Raw genomic sequence first — 19,988 nt, forward strand, 5'->3', positions numbered from 1 at the left:
CTGCATTGCACACACTGGCTTTGGGAACAGCAAAGCCGCACGACGATGCGCGCCGGATATAAAGAGAAATATGTCGATCAAAGCCAGCATCTATCACCTGACGCATTATACCTATGACAAACCGGTCCGCCTCGGCCCCCAGATCATCCGGTTGAAACCAGCCTCGCATTCGAAGACACGGGTGCTCAGCCACTCGCTGAAAGTCACGCCCGCCAACCACTTCGTCAATCTGCAGCAGGATCCCTACGGTAATTATCTCGCCCGCTATGTTTTCCCGGATCCGGTGACGGAGTTCAAGATCGAGGTCGACCTCGTCGCCGACATGACGGTCTACAACCCTTTCGATTTTTTCGTCGAAGAGGAAGCGACCAAGTGGCCCTTCGATTATCCTGAAACGATCCGCGAGGATCTGTCGATCTATATGACGCCGGAGCCGGCCGGCCCGCGCCTGAAGGCGCTGCTGCCGACCCTCGACTGGTCGCCCGGCCAACCGACTGTCGATATGGTCGTCAGTTTGAATGCCCGGCTTCAGCGGCAGATCGGCTATGTCATCCGCATGGAGGCCGGCGTGCAGACACCGGAGGAGACGCTGGAAAGCGCCACGGGTTCCTGCCGCGACACCAGCTGGCTGCTCGTCCAGATCCTTCGCCATCTCGGTCTTGCCGCCCGTTTCGTCTCCGGCTACCTCATCCAGTTGACGCCTGACCTGAAGGCGCTCGACGGCCCCTCCGGCACCGAAGTCGATTTCACCGACCTGCATGCCTGGGCGGAAGTCTATCTGCCCGGCGCCGGCTGGGTTGGCCTCGATCCCACCTCCGGATTGTTGACCGGCGAAAGCCATATCCCGCTGGCCGCCACGCCGCATTACCGCAACGCCGCCCCGATCTCCGGCGGTTATTTCGGCGAGGCCGAGACCGAATTCGCCTTCGACATGAAGGTCTCACGCGTCGCCGAACACCCGCGCATCACCAAACCCTTCTCCGATGAAAGCTGGAACGAACTCAACGAACTCGGCGAGAAGGTCGACCGTGTCTTCGAGGCGGAGGATGTGCGCCTCACCATGGGCGGCGAGCCGACCTTCGTCTCGATCGACGATTTCCAGTCGGCCGAATGGAACACCGAAGCCGTCGGCCCGACCAAGCGTGAAAAAGCCGACACGCTCATCCGCCGACTTCGCACCCGCTTTGCTCCGAACGGTTTCCTGCATTACGGCCAGGGCAAATGGTATCCGGGCGAGAGCCTGCCGCGCTGGACCTTCTCGCTCTATTGGCGCAAGGACGGCTTGCCGATCTGGTCCAACGATGACCTGGTGGCCACCGAGGGGCGCGATTACCAGGTGACGGAGGATGATGCCGGCCGCCTTTTGACGGCAATCGCCGGCGAACTCGATCTGCGGCCCGATTACGTCGTGCCGGCCTTCGAGGATCCCGCCGAGTGGCTCGTCAAGGAAGCAAGCTTGCCGGACAATGTCGATCCGTCGAACTCCAAGCTCGAAGATGCCGAGGAGCGCAGCCGCATCGCCCGCGTCTTCGACCGGGGATTGACGCGCCCGACCGGCTATGTGCTGCCCGTTCAGGCCTGGAACGCACGTGCCAGCGGCCGCGCCTGGACGAGCGAGAAATGGTCGACGCGGCGCGGCCGCATCTTCCTCGTGCCGGGCGACAGTCCTGTCGGCTACCGGCTGCCGCTCAGCTCGCTCGCCTATATCCCGCCCTCGCAATATCCCTACATCAATCCGCTCGATCCCTTCGTGGAGCGGCCCGAACTGCCGGATTTCGGACATGACGGCGGGCGTCCGCTTCAGGCAGCGCACTTCCAGCCTTTCACCGGTCAGCGACCGGGCACGCCGCAGTCAGTCAATGAAATCGGCGGCCATGTTCGCACCGCGCTTTCCGTCGAGCCGCGTGACGGGCGGCTCTGCATCTTCATGCCGCCGACGGAAACGCTCGAAGATTATCTCGATCTCATCGCCTCGACCGAACGAGCGGCCGCCGCCTTGGGCCTCGCCGTCCATATCGAAGGCTATCCACCGCCGCAGGACGAGCGCATCAACGTCATCCGCGTCGCCCCGGATCCCGGTGTTATCGAGGTGAACATCCATCCGTCCTCGACATGGAAAGAGACTGTCGACATCACCACCGCGATCTACGAGGAGGCCCGCCAGAGCCGGCTCGGCGCCGACAAGTTCATGATCGATGGCCGCCACACCGGCACCGGCGGCGGCAACCATGTCGTCGTCGGCGGCAGCAATCCGAACAACAGCCCGTTCCTGCGCCGTCCGGATCTGCTGAAGAGCCTCGTGCTGCACTGGCAGCGCCATCCGTCGCTTTCCTACCTTTTCTCGGGCCTTTTCATCGGCCCGACCAGCCAGGCGCCGCGCATCGACGAAGCCCGTCACGACAGCCTCTACGAGCTGGAAATCGCCATGGCGCAGATCCCGGCGCCGGGCCGCGGCCAGCAGCCGCTACCCTGGCTCGTCGATCGCCTGTTCCGCAACCTGCTGATCGACGTGACCGGCAATACACATCGCGCCGAAATCTGCATCGACAAGCTCTTCTCGCCGGATGGCCCGACAGGTCGCCTCGGTCTCGTGGAATTCCGCGGTTTCGAGATGCCGCCGAATGCCCGCATGTCGCTTGCACAGCAACTGCTGGTGCGTGCGCTGATCGCCCGCTTCTGGATGAACCCGGCCGAGGGCAAGTTCGTGCGCTGGGGAACCTCGCTGCACGACCGCTTCATGCTGCCGCATTATGTCTGGGCCGACTTCCTCGACGTGCTCGCCGACCTGCGCGAAAACGGCTTCGATCTCAGCCCCGAATGGTTCAAGGCCCAGCTCGAATTCCGTTTCCCATTCTGCGGCGAGGTCGAATATGAAGGCTCGAAGCTGGAGCTGCGCCAGGCGCTGGAACCATGGCATGTCATGGGCGAACAAGGCGCGATCGGCGGTACCGTGCGCTATGTCGACTCCTCCGTCGAGCGCCTGCAGGTTCGTCTCGAAACCAGTAACGCCTCGCGCTACACCGTCACCTGCAACGGCCGCATCCTGCCGCTGACGCCGACCGGTGCCTCGGGCGTGTCGGTCGCCGGCGTCCGTTACAAGGCATGGCAGCCGGCCTCCGGCCTGCATCCCGTCCTGCCGATCAACACACCTTTGACTTTTGACATTTATGATACATGGTCGAAGCGTTCGATCGGCGGCTGCATCTATCATGTTGCCCATCCGGGCGGCCGGTCCTATGACACCTTCCCGGTCAATGGCAACGAGGCGGAAGCAAGGCGGCTCGCCCGATTCGAGCCATGGGGCCATACGGCGGGCGGTTATATCCCGCGCGCAGAAACGGGTTCGCCGGAATTCCCGCTGACGCTGGATCTGAGGCGGCCCGCCGGAATTTGACACGAAGGTCGAGGGTCGAGGCGGCGGGGTGAAGGTTTGAGTTTTGATGGGTAAAAGACCCGCAGTGGAGCGCAGGGGAGAGGCAGAGGATCGCATCGGCAAGGATGCGGCCTTCGACTATGCGCCGCTTCCCGGCACGGCCGACGAGATGGTCGGCAATAATGGCGTCGTCCGCCCCGTCTGGCAGCGCTTCCTCTCGCATCTGAGCGCGATGCCGGAAAAAGATCTCGTCGAGCGTTTCGCCCGGGCCGACCGCTATCTCAGGGATGCCGGCGTCTTCTATCGTGCCTATGGCAGCAAGGGCACCGGCGAGCGCGCCTGGCCGATCTCGCATATCCCGGTGTTGATCGACGAGCGTGAATGGCAGGCGCTGTCGGCGGGCCTCGTCCAGCGCGCCGACCTGCTGGAGGCGATCGTCGCCGACATCTACGGCGACAATCGGCTGGTGCAGGAAGGCTTCCTGCCGCCGGCGCTGATCGCCGCCAATCCCGAATTCCAGCGCTCGCTTGCCGGCATCAAACCGGCCTCCGGCCATTATCTGCATTTCTGCGCCTTCGAGATCGGCCGGGGACCCGACGGCAACTGGTGGGTTCTCGCCGACAGGACGCAGGCTCCCTCGGGCGCCGGATTCGCGCTGGAGAACCGCGTCGCGACGACCCGCGCCTTCTCGGATATCTACGCCGAGACGCCGGTCCACCGCCTCGCCTCCTTCTTCGGCGCCTTCCGCGACGCGCTGCAGGACATGAAACATTCGGGCGACGACCGCATCGCCGTGCTGACGCCGGGGCCCGCCAACGAGACCTACTTCGAACACGCCTACATCGCCCGATATCTCGGCTTCATGCTGCTCGAGGGCGAGGATCTCGCCGTCGTCAAGGGCCGCGTCATGGTGCGCACCGTCGCCGGCCTGAAGCCGATCGGGGTGCTCTGGCGCCGCCTTGATTCAGCCTTTGCCGACCCGCTGGAGCTGAACCAGAACTCGCACATCGGCACGCCCGGCCTGGTGGAAGCGCTGCGCGCCGCAAGCGTCACCATCGTCAACGCGCTCGGCACCGGCATTCTCGAAACCCGGGCGCTTCTGGCCTTTATGCCGACCATCTGCCGGCATCTGCTCGGGCAGGATCTCAAACTGCCGTCGATCGCCACCTGGTGGTGCGGCCAGAAGGAAGAGCGCGAGCAGGTCGCCAAAAATATCGAGAAGATGGTGATCGGCCCGGCCTATTCCCGTGCGCCCTTCTTCGACGACAACGGTGAATCCGTGCTCGGCTCGTCGCTGCGGGCGACCGCCAGGGACTCCATCACCGACTGGCTGAGTTCGGACGGCCCCAAGCTGGTCGGCCAGGAGGTTGTGACGCTCTCGACGACGCCCGCCTGGGTGGATGGCAAGCTCGTGCCGCGACCGATGTCGCTGCGCGTCTTCGCGGCCCGCACGGCAAACGGCTGGCAGATCATGCCCGGCGGTTTTGCCCGCATCGGTTCCGGCGCCGACGTCGCAGCGATCGCCATGCAGTCTGGGGGAGCCGCCGCCGATGTCTGGATCGTCAGCGACAAACCGGTCGAGCGTCACACGCTGCTGCCGGCCGAAGGCAGCTTCACCCGGAACATGCCGGGCAGCCTCCCGAGCCGGGCGGCCGACAACCTTTTCTGGCTCGGCCGCTACATCGAACGCGCCGAAGGGGCGTTGCGCATTCTGCGCGCCTGGCATGCGCGTTACGCCGAAGCCGCCGATCCGAGTCAGCCGCTGCTTGCCGACGTCTCCGCCTATCTCGCGGCCGTCGATATCGATACCGCCGAGCCCGTGCCGGAAACGCTTCTGCGCAACATCGACAGCGCCGTCTATTCGGCAAGCAACATCCGCGACCGCTTCTCGCCAGACGGCTGGCTGGCGCTCAACGATCTCGCCAAGACCGCGCGCCGCTTCCATGTCACCGTCTCTGCCGGCGACGACGCCAGCCATGCGATGACCATCCTTCTGCGCAAGCTCGCTGGTTTTGCCGGCTTGGTCCACGAGAACATGTACCGCTTCATGGGCTGGCGCTTCCTCTCGCTCGGCCGCTATATCGAGCGCGGCCTGCACATGACGCGGCTGCTCGGCCACATGTCCGGCCCGGAAGCACCCGACGGCGCGCTCGACATGCTGCTCGAGATCGGTGACAGCGTCATGACCCACCGCCGCCGCTACAATGTCAACACGGCGCGGTTGACGGTCACCGACTTGCTCGCACTCGATCCCCTCAACCCCCGTTCGGTCCTCTTCCAGGTGAACGAGATCCACCACGAGGTCGAGCAGCTGCCGAACGCCCTGATCAACGGCCAGATGTCGCCCTTTTATCGGGAGGCGATGCGGCTTCATTCCGGGCTGGCGGTGATGACGCCGGAAGGCATGGGGGTCGAGGTCTATCAGCGGCTCGAACGCGAATTGGAGCAGCTTTCCGATCTGCTCGCCCAAACCTATCTCGGGTGACGCCGGTGCTTTACGATCTTTCACTGCGCATGGGTTACAGCTACGACGTGCCGGCCTCCGGCGCCCGCCATATCATGCGCCTGATGCCGCTGTCGCTGACCGACCGCCAACGCCTGGTCGCCGGCTCGATCACCGTTTCACCGGCGCCGGACGAGCAGTCGCATTTCGTCGATTTCTTCCATCATCCCGCCACCTCTTTCATGCTGCGCGCGCCGCATGAGTCGCTCGATATTCGCATGCAGGCCCGCGTACAGGTGGAAAGCCAGCCGATCGCCGCCGATTTCTCGCCGCTGCTGGCAGACCTGCCGGAGGAAATAACAGACATCTGGTCACTGGCGCCGGATTCGCCGCACCACTTCCTCGGCGACAGCCCGCGCCTGACGCAAGCGCGCGAAATCTCCGATTATGCGCGAAGCTGCGCCACCCCGCAGCTGACCGTAATGCAGATCGCCCATGCGCTCTGTGCCCGCGTCAACAAGGACTTCACCTACGATCCCGATGCGACGACTGTCGACACGACGCCGCTTGAAGCTTTCAAGCTGAAGCGCGGCGTCTGCCAGGATTTCACCCACATCATGATCCTGGCGCTTCGAAGCCTCGGCATACCGGCCGGCTACGTCTCCGGTTTCCTGCGCACCATCCCGCCTCCCGGCAAGGAGCGGCTGGAAGGGGCGGATGCCATGCATGCCTGGGTTCGGGTCTGGTGCGGCGAGACGATCGGCTGGATCGAACTCGACCCGACGAACAACATATCCGCCGGCACCGACCACATCGTCGTCGCCTACGGCCGCGACTATTCGGACGTCGTTCCCGTCATCGGCGTGTTGAAAAGCTATGGCGGCCAGCGTGCGGTCCAAGCGGTCGACGTGATCCCGCTGAAGTAATCCCAAAAATGGAAAAATCCGCGCATTCGTTAAAATTCTATTGACGCCGTAAGGATGGCGTAAAGAAGCAGCGTGCGTAAATCGCCCTACAGGGTTTCCAGTTGGGTGAACATGATGAGCACCTTCTTTTTGCGTCCCTGCCTGCGTCGCATGTTGAGCGATCGAGGCGGTAATTTCGGTATCATGACGGCGATTTTGGCGCCGGTTCTGCTCGGCGCTGCCGGCATGGCGATCCAGGTCGGAGATATGCTGCTCTCGAAGCAGCAATTGCAGGAGGCGGCCGATTCGGCGGCGCTTGCGACCGCCACCGCACTGGCGAATGGCACGATCCAAACCTCTGAGGCCGAAGCCTTCGCCCGGAAATTCGTCGCGGGGCAGATGGCGAATTATCTGCAGAGCGGTACCGACATCAAGAGCACGACGGGCGTCAATGTCCAAACAACGACATCGGGCAACTCGACATCCTACCAAGTAACGGTCTCACCGAGCTACGACCTCACGGTCAACCCGCTCATGCAGGCGGTCGGCTTCAGGACGCAACGTCTCTCGACCTCCGGCACGACGGTCGGTGGTCATTCACAGACCCAAGGCTCGATCTCTATGTTCCTCGCACTCGATAAGTCGGGATCAATGGGAGAGGACACGGCGACCGTCAACAAGGAATACCCGACTGAATCATACACCTATAAGTGCAACCCTTACTACAACAAGAACGGCAAGGAAGTCTGGGACACCTGCACCGGCACCCGTACGAACTATTACACCAAGATACAGGCGCTGAAGATTGCTGCCGGCAATCTCTTCGGACAGCTGAACAGCGCCGACCCCAATGCGCAGTACGTGCGCACCGGCGCGGTATCCTACGACATCGTCGAGTACTCACCCAGCAATCTCGCATGGGGTACTGCCGGTGTTACGAGTTATGTCAACGCGCTTCAGGCGAATGGCGGCACGAATTCTAGCGGCGCGATGAATACGGCTTACACGTCGTTGACAGCTAAGAACGCCGCCGGGAACGACGCCGAGGACTCCACCCACAAGTTGAAAACCGGGCAAATACCCAAAAAATACATAGTCTTCATGACAGACGGCGACAACAACAACGACAGCAGTGGCGGCCGCTCTTACGACACTTTGACAAAAGCGACATGCGACACCGCCAAGTCCAAGGGCATCGAAATCTATACGATCGCCTTTATGGCGCCGGCGGGCGGACAGGCGCTGCTGGATTATTGCGCCTCCGATGACGCTCATTATTTCCAGGCGGAAAAAATGGAAGATCTCCTTGCCGCCTTCAAGGCAATCGGAGCCCAAGCTTCCGCTCAGGTGACACGTCTGACGAACTGACGAGACGCCCCACGAAAAATGGTACCGAAAAGTCGTGCTGGAACAAACCGGCGCGGCTTTTCGTTATTGCTGCCCGCTGTCAGATCGGGAAAGGCGATTGAAATCAATCCTTCCAGCCATGCGAATATGAAGGTTTCGCAAATTTTTCGTTTGTCCAATTCCTTTGTTGCAAGTGCTTCCTAACGATGCATAAACTGTCGCAAGCCCAGGCGACAAATCGATTAAATCAGGCATAACATCCTGAAACCAAATTAAAATTGGCGAGATCTGACCATGAATACCGTATCCAAGCCGGTTATCCCCTCTCCCGCTCCCCGCAGCTCAAGGCCGGAAATTCTCGCCGAAGAAATCATCGAACGCCTGACCTACCGCATCGGCAAGGATGCCAAGGTGGCAAAGCCGCATGATTGGCTGACAGCGACGATCCTGGTGGTGCGCGACCGTATCATCGACAAGTGGATGGCTTCCACCCGCGAGGTCTATGCGACAGGTGCCAAGCGCGTCTATTATCTTTCTCTCGAGTTCCTGATCGGCCGCCTGATGCGCGATGCCGTCTCCAACCTCGGCCTGATGGAACAGGTTCGCGATGCGCTCGCCTCCCTCGGCGTCGACGTCAACGTCATCGCCGGCCTCGAGCCGGATGCGGCACTCGGCAATGGCGGCCTCGGGCGTCTGGCCGCCTGCTTCATGGAAAGCATGGCGACGGTCGACGTTCCGGCCTACGGCTACGGCATCCGCTATGTCCACGGCCTCTTCCGCCAGCAGCTGGCCGATGGCTGGCAGGTGGAGCTGCCCGAGAACTGGCTCGCCCATGGCAATCCCTGGGAGTTCGAACGGCGCGAGAGCGCCTATGAAATCGGCTTCGGCGGCTCTGTCGAATTCATCACCACCCACGATGACCAGCCGCGCTACGTCTGGAAACCGGCCGAGCGCGTCATCGCTGCCGCCTTCGACACCCCGGTCGTCGGTTGGCGGGGAAAACGCGTCAACACGCTGCGTCTCTGGTCGGCGCAGCCGATCGATCCGATCCTGCTCGATGCCTTCAACGCCGGCGATCACATCGGGGCGCTGCGCGAAAGCAACAAGGCCGAAAGCTTGACCCGCGTCCTCTACCCCGCCGACGCCACGCCCGCCGGTCAGGAACTGCGGCTGCGCCAGGAATTCTTCTTTTCGTCGGCCTCGCTGCAGGACATCCTGCGCCGCCACCTGCAGCAATATGACGATTTCACCTCGCTGCCGGACAAGGTGGCGATCCAGCTGAACGACACCCATCCGGCCGTCTCGGTCGCGGAACTGGTGCGCCTGCTCTGCGACGTGCACGGCCTGGATTTCGACCAGGCCTGGGATATCACCCGCCGCACCTTTTCCTACACCAACCACACGCTTCTGCCCGAGGCGTTGGAAAGCTGGCCGGTTCCGCTCTTCGAGCGCCTGCTGCCGCGCCACATGCAGATCGTCTATGCGATCAATGCCAAGATCCTGCTCGACGCCCGCAAGGGCAAGAATTTCTCCGACAGCGAAATCCGTTCGATCTCGCTGATCGAGGAAAGCGGCGACCGCCGTGTGCGCATGGGCAATCTCGCCTTCATCGGCTCGCACTCGATCAACGGCGTCTCGGCGCTGCACACCGATCTGATGAAGGTCACCGTATTTGCCGACCTGCACAAGCTCTACCCGGATCGCATCAACAACAAGACCAACGGCATTACACCGCGCCGTTGGCTGCAGCAGTGCAATCCCGGTCTCACCAGTCTGATCCGCGAAGCGATCGGCGACGAATTCCTGGATGATGCCGAGAAGCTGCGCCCACTCGAAGCGCATGCTTCCGATCCGACTTTCCAGCAGAAATTCGCCGCGGTCAAGCGGGCCAATAAGGTGGCGCTTTCCAATCTCGTCGCCAGCCGCATGGGCGTGAAGCTCGATCCATCGGCGATGTTCGACATCCAGATCAAGCGCATCCATGAATACAAACGCCAGCTTCTGAACATCATCGAAGCGGTTGCCCTCTACGACCAGATCCGCTCGCATCCGGAATTGGACTGGGTGCCGCGCGTGAAACTCTTCGCCGGCAAGGCGGCGCCGAGCTACTACAACGCCAAGCTCATCATCAAACTGATCAACGACGTCGCCCGCACCATCAACAATGACCCGGCAGTGCGCGGACTGCTGAAGGTCGTCTTCGTGCCCAATTACAATGTCTCGCTCGCCGAGGTCATGGTTCCCGCCGCCGACCTTTCCGAGCAGATTTCGACCGCCGGCATGGAAGCCTCCGGCACCGGCAACATGAAGTTCGGCCTCAATGGCGCGCTGACGATCGGCACGCTCGACGGCGCCAATGTCGAGATGCGCGACAATGTCGGCGAAGACAATATCGTCATCTTCGGCCTTAGGGCCGATGAAGTCGCCAAGGTCCGCAGCGACGGCCACAATCCCCGCGCCATCATCGAGGGGTCCCGTGAACTCTCCCAGGCGCTCTCGGCCATCGGCTCGGGCGTCTTCTCGCCCGATGACCGCAATCGCTACACGGCGCTGATCGACGGCATCTATTCGCATGACTGGTTCATGGTCGCCGCCGATTTCGACGCCTATGCCCAGGCCCAGCGCGACGTCGACCAGATCTGGACCAACCAGTCCGCCTGGTACACGAAGACGATCAACAATACGGCACGGATGGGTTGGTTCTCCTCCGACCGCACGATCAGGCAATATGCAAACGAAATCTGGAGAGCCGGATGAAAACGCCGAAAACTGTCCCTGAAGTAGAGCTTTCCTGGGAAATTTCGGCAGATGAAATCACGGCGATCCTTGCCGGCTCGCATTCCAATCCCTTTGCCGTCCTAGGGGTGCACCAGGCCGGTGACGCTTTCGTTGCCCGGTGCTTCATTCCGGGCGCCGAAGAAGTGACCGCCATGACGCTCGACGGCGGCATTATCGGCGAACTGAAACCGCTTCACGCCGACGGCTTCTTCGCCGGCCTGGTCTCGCTCAGCAAACTGCAGCCGGTGCGCTACCGCGCCCGGCGCGGCGATGCCGAATGGGCGGTCACCGACCCCTACAGCTTTGGTCCAGTGCTCGGGCCGATGGACGATTATTATGCCCGCGAAGGCTCGCACCTGCGCCTGTTCGACAAGATGGGCGCCCACCTCCTCAGGCATGACGGCGCCCAGGGCATTCACTTCGCCGTCTGGGCGCCGAACGCCCAGCGCGTCTCGGTCGTCGGCGATTTCAACAATTGGGACGGCCGCCGCCACGTCATGCGCTTTCGCGCCGACAGCGGCATCTGGGAAATTTTCGCCCCGGACATACCGCTCGGCGTCGCCTACAAATTCGAGATCCGCGGCCACGACGGCGTATTGCTGCCGCTGAAGGCCGATCCCTTCGCTCGCCGCAGCGAGCTCAGGCCGAAGACCGCCTCGATCGCCGCTGCCGAGCTGGAGCAGATCTGGGAGGACGAGGCTCATCTGAAGCACTGGCGCGAGACCGACAAGCGTCGCCAGCCGATCTCGATCTATGAGGTGCATGCCGGCTCCTGGCAGCGCCGGCAGGACGGCACCATGCTCTCCTGGGACGAACTGGCCTCCAGCCTCATCCCCTATTGCGTCGACATGGGCTTCACCCATATCGAATTCCTGCCGATCACCGAGCATCCCTACGATCCCTCCTGGGGCTATCAGACGACGGGCCTTTATGCGCCGACCGCCCGCTTCGGCGAGCCGGAAGGCTTCGCCCGTTTCGTCAACGGCTGCCACAAGGTCGGCATCGGCGTCATTCTCGACTGGGTGCCAGCGCATTTCCCGACCGACGAACACGGCCTCGGCTGGTTTGACGGCACGGCGCTCTACGAGCACGAAGACCCGCGCAAGGGCTTCCATCCGGACTGGAACACGGCGATCTATAATTTCGGCCGCACCGAGGTGGTTTCCTATCTGGTCAACAACGCTCTCTATTGGGCCGAAAAATTCCATCTCGACGGCCTGCGCGTCGATGCCGTCGCCTCGATGCTCTATCTCGATTATTCCCGCAAACACGGCGAATGGATTCCGAATGAATATGGCGGCAACGAAAACCTCGAAGCCGTCCGCTTTCTACAGGACCTCAATATCCGTATCTATGGCCAGCATTCCAATGTCATGACCATCGCCGAGGAATCGACCTCTTGGCCGAAAGTCTCGCAACCCGTGCATGAAGGCGGCCTCGGCTTCGGTTTCAAATGGAACATGGGCTTCATGCATGACACGCTGAGCTACATGAAGCGCGATCCGGTGCACCGCAAGCACCACCACAACGAACTCACCTTCGGCCTCCTCTATGCCTATTCGGAAAACTTCGTCCTGCCGCTGTCGCATGACGAGGTCGTTCACGGAAAGGGCTCGCTGATCGCCAAAATGCCCGGCGACGACTGGCAGAAATTCGCAAATCTGCGCGCCTACTACGCTTACATGTGGGGCTATCCCGGCAAGAAGCTCTTGTTCATGGGCCAGGAGTTCGCCCAATGGAGCGAATGGAGCGAAGCGAAATCGCTCGACTGGAACCTGCTTCAATATCGCATGCACGAGGGCATGCGACGCCTGGTGCGCGACCTCAACTTCACCTATCGCAGCAAGCCCGCCCTGCATGAGCGTGACTGCGAGGGCGAGGGCTTCGAATGGCTGATTGCGGACGACGCCGAGAACTCCGTCTTTGCCTGGCAGCGCAAAGCGCCGGGCCAGAAGCCAATCGTGGTCATCACCAACTTTACTCCCGTCTACCGCGAGAACTATCTGATGCGCCTGCCCCTCGCAGGCCGCTGGCGGGAAATTCTGAATACCGATGCCGACATCTATGGCGGCAGCGGCAAGGGCAATGGCGGGCGCGTGCAGGCCGTCGATGCCGGCGGCAACATCACCTGCTCGATTACGCTGCCGCCCTTGGCAACGATCATGCTTGAACCCGAAAATTAAGACTGGTGGGAGGAGAAAATGGTAGAAAAGCGTATTCAGCCACTTGCCCGCGATGCAATGGCCTATGTTCTGGCGGGCGGCAGGGGGAGTCGTCTGAAGGAACTCACCGACCGGCGTGCCAAGCCCGCGGTCTATTTCGGCGGCAAGGCCCGCATTATCGATTTCGCGCTGTCGAACGCTCTGAACTCGGGTATTCGCCGCATCGGAGTCGCGACGCAATACAAGGCGCATTCACTGATCCGCCACATGCAGCGCGGCTGGAACTTCTTCCGCCCCGAGCGAAACGAAAGCTTCGACATCCTGCCCGCCTCGCAACGCGTTTCCGAAACGCAGTGGTATGAAGGCACCGCCGACGCCGTTTATCAGAACATCGATATCATCGAGGATTACGGCGTCGAATACATGGTCATCCTCGCCGGCGACCATGTCTACAAGATGGATTACGAATACATGCTCCAGCAGCATGTCGATTCCGGCGCGGACGTGACGATCGGCTGCCTGGAAGTGCCGCGCATGGAAGCGACCGGCTTCGGGGTCATGCATGTCAACGACAAGGACGAGATCTTCGCCTTCATCGAAAAGCCGGCCGATCCGCCCGGCATTCCCGACAAGCCGGATTTCGCGCTCGCCTCGATGGGCATCTACGTCTTCCACACGAAATTCCTGCTCGATGCGTTGCGCCGGGACGCCGCCGACCCGACCTCGAGCCGCGATTTCGGCAAGGACATCATCCCTTATATCGTCAAGAACGGTAAGGCGGTCGCCCACCGCTTCGCCAAGTCCTGCGTCCGTTCTGACTTCGAGCACGAGCCCTACTGGCGCGACGTCGGCACGATCGACGCCTATTGGCAGGCCAATATCGACCTGACGGCGATCGTGCCGGAGCTCGATATCTACGATAAGTCCTGGCCGATCTGGACCTATGCCGAGATCACGCCGCCGGCGAAATTCGTCCATGATGACGAAGATCGCCGCGGCTCGGCCACCTCCTCCGTTGTGTCAGGCGATTGCATCATCTCGGGCGCCAGCCTCAATAAGAGCCTGCTTTTCACCGGTGTCAGGGCCAACTCCTTTTCCAAGCTGGAAGGAGCGGTCATCCTGCCGAACGTGAAGATTGGACGGCGCGCGCAGCTCAAGAATGTGGTGATCGATCATGGTGTCGTCATTCCGGAAGGCCTCGTCGTTGGTGAGGATGCCGAGCTCGACGCCAAGCGCTTCCGGCGAACGGAAAGCGGCGTCTGCCTGATCACGCAACCGATGATCGACAAGCTGGATATCTGACGTATGAAAGTTCTTTCGGTTTCGTCCGAAGTCTTCCCTTTGATCAAGACAGGGGGCCTGGCCGATGTGTCCGGCGCCCTGCCGATTGCACTGAAAGCCTTCGGGGTCGAGACCAAGACCCTTCTGCCCGGCTACCCCGCCGTCATGAAGGTCATTCGCGACCCCGTCATCCGGCTTGAATTCCCGGACCTGCTCGGTGAGCGGGCGACCGTGCTCGAGGTCGAGCACGAGGGCCTCGATCTGCTCGTCCTCGATGCACCTGCCTATTACGACAGGCCGGGCGGCCCCTATCTCGATCCGCTCGGCAAGGATTATCCCGACAATTGGCGCCGTTTCGCCGCTCTGTCGCTCGCCGCTTCCGAGATCGCCGCCGGCCTTCTCCCCGGTTGGCGGCCGGATCTCGTCCACACCCACGACTGGCAGGCGGCGCTGACAACGGTCTATATGCGCTATTATCCGACGCCGGAATTGCCGAGCGTGCTGACGATCCACAACATCGCCTTCCAGGGCCAGTTCGGCGCCGAGATCTTCCCCGGTCTGCGCCTGCCGGGTCACGCCTTCGCCGTCGACGGCATCGAATATTACGGCACTGTCGGCTTCCTCAAGGGCGGTCTGCAAACATCGCATGCGGTCACCACAGTCAGCCCCACCTACGCCGATGAGATCCTGACGCCGGAATTCGGCATGGGGCTCGAAGGCGTCATCGCCACCCGCATCGATCATCTGCACGGCATCGTCAACGGCATCGACACCGATGTCTGGAATCCGGCTACCGATCCCGTCGTCCACACACATTATGGCCCGGCGACCCTGAAGAACCGCGAAGAAAACCGCCGCTCGATCGCCGAGTTCTTCCATCTCGACAATGACGATGCGCCGATCTTCTGCGTTATCAGCCGTCTCACCTGGCAGAAGGGCATGGATATCGTCGCCAACGTCGCCGACGAGATCGTCGCCATGGGCGGCAAGCTCGTCGTGCTCGGCTCAGGCGAAGCCGCCCTTGAAGGCGCGTTGCTCGCCTCGGCCAGCCGCCATCCCGGCCGCATCGGGGTCTCGATCGGCTACAACGAGCCGATGTCGCACCTGATGCAGGCCGGTTGCGACGCGATCATCATTCCCTCGCGCTTCGAACCTTGCGGGCTCACCCAGCTTTACGGTCTGCGCTACGGCTGTGTACCGATCGTCGCCCGCACCGGTGGATTGAACGATACGGTGATCGACGCAAATCACGCCGCACTTGCGGCGAAAGTGGCGACCGGCATACAATTCTCACCCGTGACAGAAACGGGCATGCTACAGGCAATCCGCCGTGCGATGCATTTTTACGCGGACCGAAAACTCTGGACCCAATTGCAAAAGCAGGGCATGAAATCGGATGTTTCCTGGGAGAAGAGCGCCGAACGCTACGCTGCCCTCTATTCAAGCCTCGTCTCGAAAGGCATGTGACCTAAAATGATCAAGTCCGTACCCACCACGCCCTACCTGGACCAGAAGCCCGGCACATCGGGCCTGCGCAAGAAGGTTCCGGTCTTTCAGCAGCCGAACTATGCGGAGAACTTCATCCAGTCGATCTTCGATTCGCTGGAAGGCTATCAGGGCAAGTGCCTCGTCATTGGCGGCGACGGACGCTACTACAATCGCGAAGTCATCCAGAAGGCGGTCAAGATGGCCGCCGCCAACGGCTTCGGCAAGGTCATGGTCGGCAAGGGCGGCATCCTGTCGACGCCGGCCGCGTCCCACATCATCCGCAAATACAAGGCCTTCGGCGGCATCATTCTCTCCGCCAGCCACAATCCCGGCGGCCCGACCGAAGACTTCGGCATCAAGTACAACATCAACAATGGCGGCCCGGCGCCGGAAAAGATCACCGACGCGATCTACGCCCGCTCGAAGACGATCGACAGCTACAAGATCGCCGATTTCGCTGACGTCAATCTCGACCGGATCGGCAAGGACGAGCTTCCGGGCGGCATGATCCTCTCGGTCATCGATCCGGTCGAGGACTATGCCGCGCTGATGGAAGAACTGTTCGATTTCGGCGCTATCCGCAATCTGATCAGCCTCGGCTTTCGCATCGCCTTCGATGGGATGAGCGCCGTCACCGGCCCCTATGCCAAGGAAATCTTCGAAAATCGCCTTGGCGCCCCCTCGGGATCGGTTCGCAATTTCATGCCGCTGCCGGATTTCGGCGGCCATCACCCCGATCCGAACCCGGTTCATTGCAAAGAACTCTTTGACGAGATGATGAGCGACGATGCACCCGATTTCGGCGCCGCATCCGATGGCGACGGCGACCGCAATCTCATTATCGGCCGCGGCATCTTCGTCACTCCTTCCGACAGCTTGGCCATCCTTGCCGCCAACGCCAATCTCGCACCCGGCTATTCCGGCGGCCTCGCCGGCATAGCCCGTTCGATGCCGACATCGGGTGCCGCCGACCGCGTCGCCGAAAAACGCGGCATCGGCATGTATGAGACGCCGACCGGCTGGAAATTCTTCGGTAACCTGCTCGACGCCGGCATGGCGACGATCTGCGGTGAGGAAAGCTCCGGCACCGGCTCCAATCACGTCCGTGAGAAGGACGGTCTCTGGGCGGTGCTGCTGTGGCTGAATATTCTTGCCGTGCGCGGCGAAAGTGTCGCCGACATCGTCACCCAGCACTGGCAGACCTATGGCCGCAATTACTATTCGCGTCACGACTATGAAGGCCTCGACACCGATGCGGCGAACGGATTGATGGACAATCTCCGCAGCCAGCTTTCCACCCTGCCCGGCAAGAGCTTCGGCAGCCTCAAGGTCGAGAAGGCCGACGACTTTGCCTATCACGATCCGATCGATAAATCGGTGAGCGAGCATCAGGGCATCCGCGTGCTCTTCGAGGGCGGCTCCCGCGTCGTCTTCCGTCTCTCCGGCACCGGCACGTCTGGCGCAACCTTGCGCGTCTATATCGAGCGCTACGAGCCGGATTCGACTCGCCACAATATCGAAACGCAGGAAGCGCTCGCCGATCTGATCGCGGCGGCCGAAAGCGTTGCCAGCATTCGTGACCGCACGGGGCGCGATGAGCCAACCGTGATCACCTGATCCGGGGGGAGCATGCGGGGAAAAAGTTCGGCGCAAGGCGGCGCGACCGTTTTCGAATCCGGGGTCGAATTCGCCGTATGGTCGCATCATGCCGCGCAGATCGAACTCTGCCTCTTCGAAGAAGACGGCGACAGAGAATTCGCGCGCCTGCCGATGGCGCGCGACAGCCATCATTTCCATCGTCTGTTCGTCGACGGGCTGAAGCAGGGGGCTCGCTACGGCTATCGCGCCGATGGCATCTATGCACCCGACAACGGCCTCTGGTTCGATCCCTCGAAACTGCTGATCGACCCCTACGCCAAGCAGATCGACCGGCCGTTCCGCTACGATCCCCGCCTCGGCATCTATGGCGAGGACAGCCAGGACCTGATGCCGAAGGCGATCGTCACGTCCGATACGCGCGCCGCCATCGGCAAGCCGCTCTTCAAACCGGGCGGCTTCATCTACGAGGTGGCCGTGCGGGCCTTCACCATTCTCCATCCCGACGTACCGGAGGCCCAGCGCGGCACGGTTGCAGCGCTTGCCCATCCCGCCGTCATCGCCCATCTGAGGCGGATCGGGGTCGACGCCGTCGAACTGATGCCGATCACCGCCTGGATCGACGAACGCCACCTGCCGCCGCTCGGGCTCACCAACGGCTGGGGCTACAATCCCGTCGCCTTCATGGCTCTCGATCCAAGGATTGTACCCGGCGGTGTGACGGAGCTGCGCGAAACGGTTGCCGCCCTGCATGCCGAAGGAATCGCCGTCATCCTCGATCTCGTCTTCAACCATACCGGCGAAAGCGACCGCTATGGCACGACGCTGTCGCTGCGCGGCCTCGACAACCTGCATTACTATCGCCACGTCCAGAATAACCCTGGCGAACTCGTCAACGACACGGGCACCGGCAACACTATCGCCTGCGATCATCCTGAGGTCAGGCGCCTCGTCATCGACAGCCTGCGGCACTTCGTGCTCAATGCGGGCGTCGACGGTTTTCGCTTCGATCTCGCCCCGGTCCTCGGCCGCACCGCGACGGGCTTCCAGCGTGATGACGGAACGCTCGCCGCGATCTTGACAGACGACGTGCTTACCGATCGGATCATGATCGCCGAACCCTGGGATATCGGCCCCGGCGGCTACCAGCTCGGCAATTTCCCCAGTCCCTTCCTCGAATGGAACGACCGGGTTCGCGACGATCTGCGCTGCTACTGGCGCGGTGACCAATGGAAGACGGGGTCGCTGGCGACGGCGCTTGCCGGTTCCTCCGACATTTTCTCCCGCAACGATGGAAATCAGACGCGCAGCGTCAATTTCCTCGCCGCCCATGACGGCTTCACGCTGATCGACCTCGTTTCCTACGCCGGCAAGCACAATGATGCCAACGGCGAGCAAAATCGTGACGGCCACAACGAGAACCACTCCTGGAACAACGGCGTCGAAGGCGAAACCCTCTATCCCACGATCCGCAAGCGCCGGACAAACGACGTAATGGCGCTCATTTCCACGCTCTTTGCCACGCGCGGCAGCATCATGCTGACGGCCGGCGACGAGGGTGGCCGCAGCCAGCATGGCAACAACAACGCCTATTGTCAGGACAACGGGATCACCTGGCTGGACTGGAAGGCGCTGAACGAGGATCTCATCGCCCATACCGCATTCGTGGCGGGGCTGCGCCGTCGCTTCACTGTCTTTTCGGAAACGAGCTTTCTATCGGGAAACGGCGACGTCGAATGGATCTCGCTTTCGGGCGAACCAATGACCGTCGCCGACTGGGAGACACCGTCACTCTCGACCCTCGGCATGCTGCTGGCGACTGCAGACCAAGCCTTCAGGGGCAGGCAGACCCGGCTTGCCGTGCTCTTCAATCGTTCGGAAAGCCGCCAGCTCTTTACGCTCCCCTCGGAAAACGAGCCTGGCTGGCGCCAACTGACGCCGGAAGGAGCGAAGAAGGCTGGCGCCAGCGTGACCGTCGAGCCACGCTCCGTCGCCTTTTTCGTAGAAAAATGACTGCCTTTCCCCACGCACGCAAATCCTTATCGCAATCGTCATAAATGCACGATAAGGCTTGGCCCGGCGGCTTTTCTCACGAGGAATTCATGGTCACGGAAATTTCACTCTCCGACGTGCGGGGATTGATCGGCATGGAAACCGGCCTATCGGATTGGATCACTGTCGATCAGGCGATGATCGACGCCTTTGCGGGGGCCACCGACGACCATCAGTTCATTCATGTCGATCCTGAGCGCGCCGCCGCCGAAAGCCCCTTCGGCGGCACCATCGCCCATGGTTTTCTGACCTTGTCGCTGCTGTCGGCGATGAACTACAACTGCCTGCCGAAAGTGCGCGAGCAGACCATGGGCATCAACTACGGTTTCGATCGCGTTCGCTTCATGACGCCCGTCAGGAGCGGCGCCCGTGTGCGCGGTCGCTTCCTGCTTTCCGACGCCCGCTTCCGCGGCGGCGGCATGCTGATGACCACCTACGACGTGACGATCGAAATCGAAAACGAGAAGAAGCCCGCGCTGACGGCAAGGTGGATCACCATCATTCAGTTCGACTCGAAGGACCGGCCGGATGACGTTTAGGCAAGAGCCGCGTTCTTACACGCC

The 19,988-nt window shown here is 61.8% G+C and carries 11 protein-coding genes; all 11 read left to right on the forward strand.

What is annotated here, in order from left to right; translation table 11 throughout:
* Nucleotides 1-70: 70 nt before the first annotated feature.
* The 11 genes from J0663_RS05890 to J0663_RS05940 all read left to right on the forward strand — a co-directional run bounded on the left by J0663_RS05890 (nt 71) and on the right by J0663_RS05940 (nt 19,964).
* Nucleotides 71-3,394 (forward strand): transglutaminase family protein, encoded by a 3,324-nt coding sequence (locus J0663_RS05890; RefSeq protein WP_207243528.1) that lies wholly within the window; start codon nt 71-73, stop codon nt 3,392-3,394.
* Between the two features lie 46 nt (nt 3,395-3,440).
* Complete coding sequence (locus tag J0663_RS05895) at nt 3,441-5,858, forward strand: circularly permuted type 2 ATP-grasp protein (RefSeq protein ID WP_207243529.1); 2,418 nt, start codon at nt 3,441-3,443, stop codon at nt 5,856-5,858.
* A complete protein-coding gene (locus J0663_RS05900) occupies nt 5,855-6,742 on the forward strand; it encodes a transglutaminase family protein (protein ID WP_207243530.1) in 888 nt (295 codons plus the stop codon). The genes J0663_RS05895 and J0663_RS05900 overlap by 4 nt, the downstream gene beginning before the upstream one ends.
* Before the next feature lie 114 nt (nt 6,743-6,856).
* Nucleotides 6,857-8,089, forward strand: a complete 1,233-nt coding sequence (locus J0663_RS05905) for a pilus assembly protein (protein WP_207243531.1) — start codon at nt 6,857-6,859, stop codon at nt 8,087-8,089.
* A gap of 273 nt (nt 8,090-8,362) precedes the next feature.
* Nucleotides 8,363-10,825 (forward strand): glycogen/starch/alpha-glucan phosphorylase, encoded by a 2,463-nt coding sequence (locus J0663_RS05910; protein WP_207243532.1) that lies wholly within the window; start codon nt 8,363-8,365, stop codon nt 10,823-10,825.
* Nucleotides 10,822-13,029, forward strand: a complete 2,208-nt coding sequence (gene glgB, locus J0663_RS05915; protein ID WP_207243533.1) for a 1,4-alpha-glucan branching protein GlgB — start codon at nt 10,822-10,824, stop codon at nt 13,027-13,029. Before J0663_RS05910 ends, glgB begins: the two co-directional genes overlap by 4 nt.
* A gap of 18 nt (nt 13,030-13,047) precedes the next feature.
* Entirely contained in the window at nt 13,048-14,310 is a 1,263-nt protein-coding gene (glgC, locus tag J0663_RS05920) for a glucose-1-phosphate adenylyltransferase (protein ID WP_207243534.1), read from the forward strand.
* 3 nt (nt 14,311-14,313) lie between these two features.
* Nucleotides 14,314-15,756 (forward strand): glycogen synthase GlgA, encoded by a 1,443-nt coding sequence (gene glgA / locus J0663_RS05925; protein WP_207243535.1) that lies wholly within the window; start codon nt 14,314-14,316, stop codon nt 15,754-15,756.
* 6 nt (nt 15,757-15,762) lie between these two features.
* A complete protein-coding gene (locus J0663_RS05930; protein ID WP_207243536.1) occupies nt 15,763-17,394 on the forward strand; it encodes an alpha-D-glucose phosphate-specific phosphoglucomutase in 1,632 nt (543 codons plus the stop codon).
* A 12-nt stretch (nt 17,395-17,406) separates the two neighbouring features.
* Nucleotides 17,407-19,386: a glycogen debranching protein GlgX gene (gene glgX / locus J0663_RS05935; protein WP_207243537.1), complete on the forward strand. Its 1,980-nt coding sequence runs from the start codon at nt 17,407-17,409 to the stop codon at nt 19,384-19,386.
* 89 nt (nt 19,387-19,475) lie between these two features.
* Nucleotides 19,476-19,964 carry a MaoC family dehydratase gene (locus J0663_RS05940; protein ID WP_207243538.1) on the forward strand — a complete coding sequence of 163 codons (489 nt, stop codon included), beginning with the start codon at nt 19,476-19,478 and terminating at the stop codon, nt 19,962-19,964.
* Nucleotides 19,965-19,988: the final 24 nt, after the last annotated feature.

The sequence above is a fragment of the Rhizobium lentis genome, assembly GCF_017352135.1.
Lineage (GTDB): Bacteria > Pseudomonadota > Alphaproteobacteria > Rhizobiales > Rhizobiaceae > Rhizobium > Rhizobium lentis.

Bases quoted from the DNA above. Each gene is read 5' to 3' on its own strand.
- glgC (WP_207243534.1), top strand. From the start codon at position 13,048: ATGGTAGAAAAGCGTATTCAGCCACTTGCCCGCGATGCAATGGCCTAT.
- J0663_RS05895 (WP_207243529.1), top strand. From the start codon at position 3,441: ATGGGTAAAAGACCCGCAGTGGAGCGCAGGGGAGAGGCAGAGGATCGC.
- J0663_RS05890 (WP_207243528.1), top strand. From the start codon at position 71: ATGTCGATCAAAGCCAGCATCTATCACCTGACGCATTATACCTATGAC.
- J0663_RS05910 (WP_207243532.1), top strand. From the start codon at position 8,363: ATGAATACCGTATCCAAGCCGGTTATCCCCTCTCCCGCTCCCCGCAGC.
- glgX (WP_207243537.1), top strand. From the start codon at position 17,407: ATGCGGGGAAAAAGTTCGGCGCAAGGCGGCGCGACCGTTTTCGAATCC.
- J0663_RS05930 (WP_207243536.1), top strand. From the start codon at position 15,763: ATGATCAAGTCCGTACCCACCACGCCCTACCTGGACCAGAAGCCCGGC.
- glgB (WP_207243533.1), top strand. From the start codon at position 10,822: ATGAAAACGCCGAAAACTGTCCCTGAAGTAGAGCTTTCCTGGGAAATT.
- J0663_RS05905 (WP_207243531.1), top strand. From the start codon at position 6,857: ATGAGCACCTTCTTTTTGCGTCCCTGCCTGCGTCGCATGTTGAGCGAT.
- J0663_RS05940 (WP_207243538.1), top strand. From the start codon at position 19,476: ATGGTCACGGAAATTTCACTCTCCGACGTGCGGGGATTGATCGGCATG.
- glgA (WP_207243535.1), top strand. From the start codon at position 14,314: ATGAAAGTTCTTTCGGTTTCGTCCGAAGTCTTCCCTTTGATCAAGACA.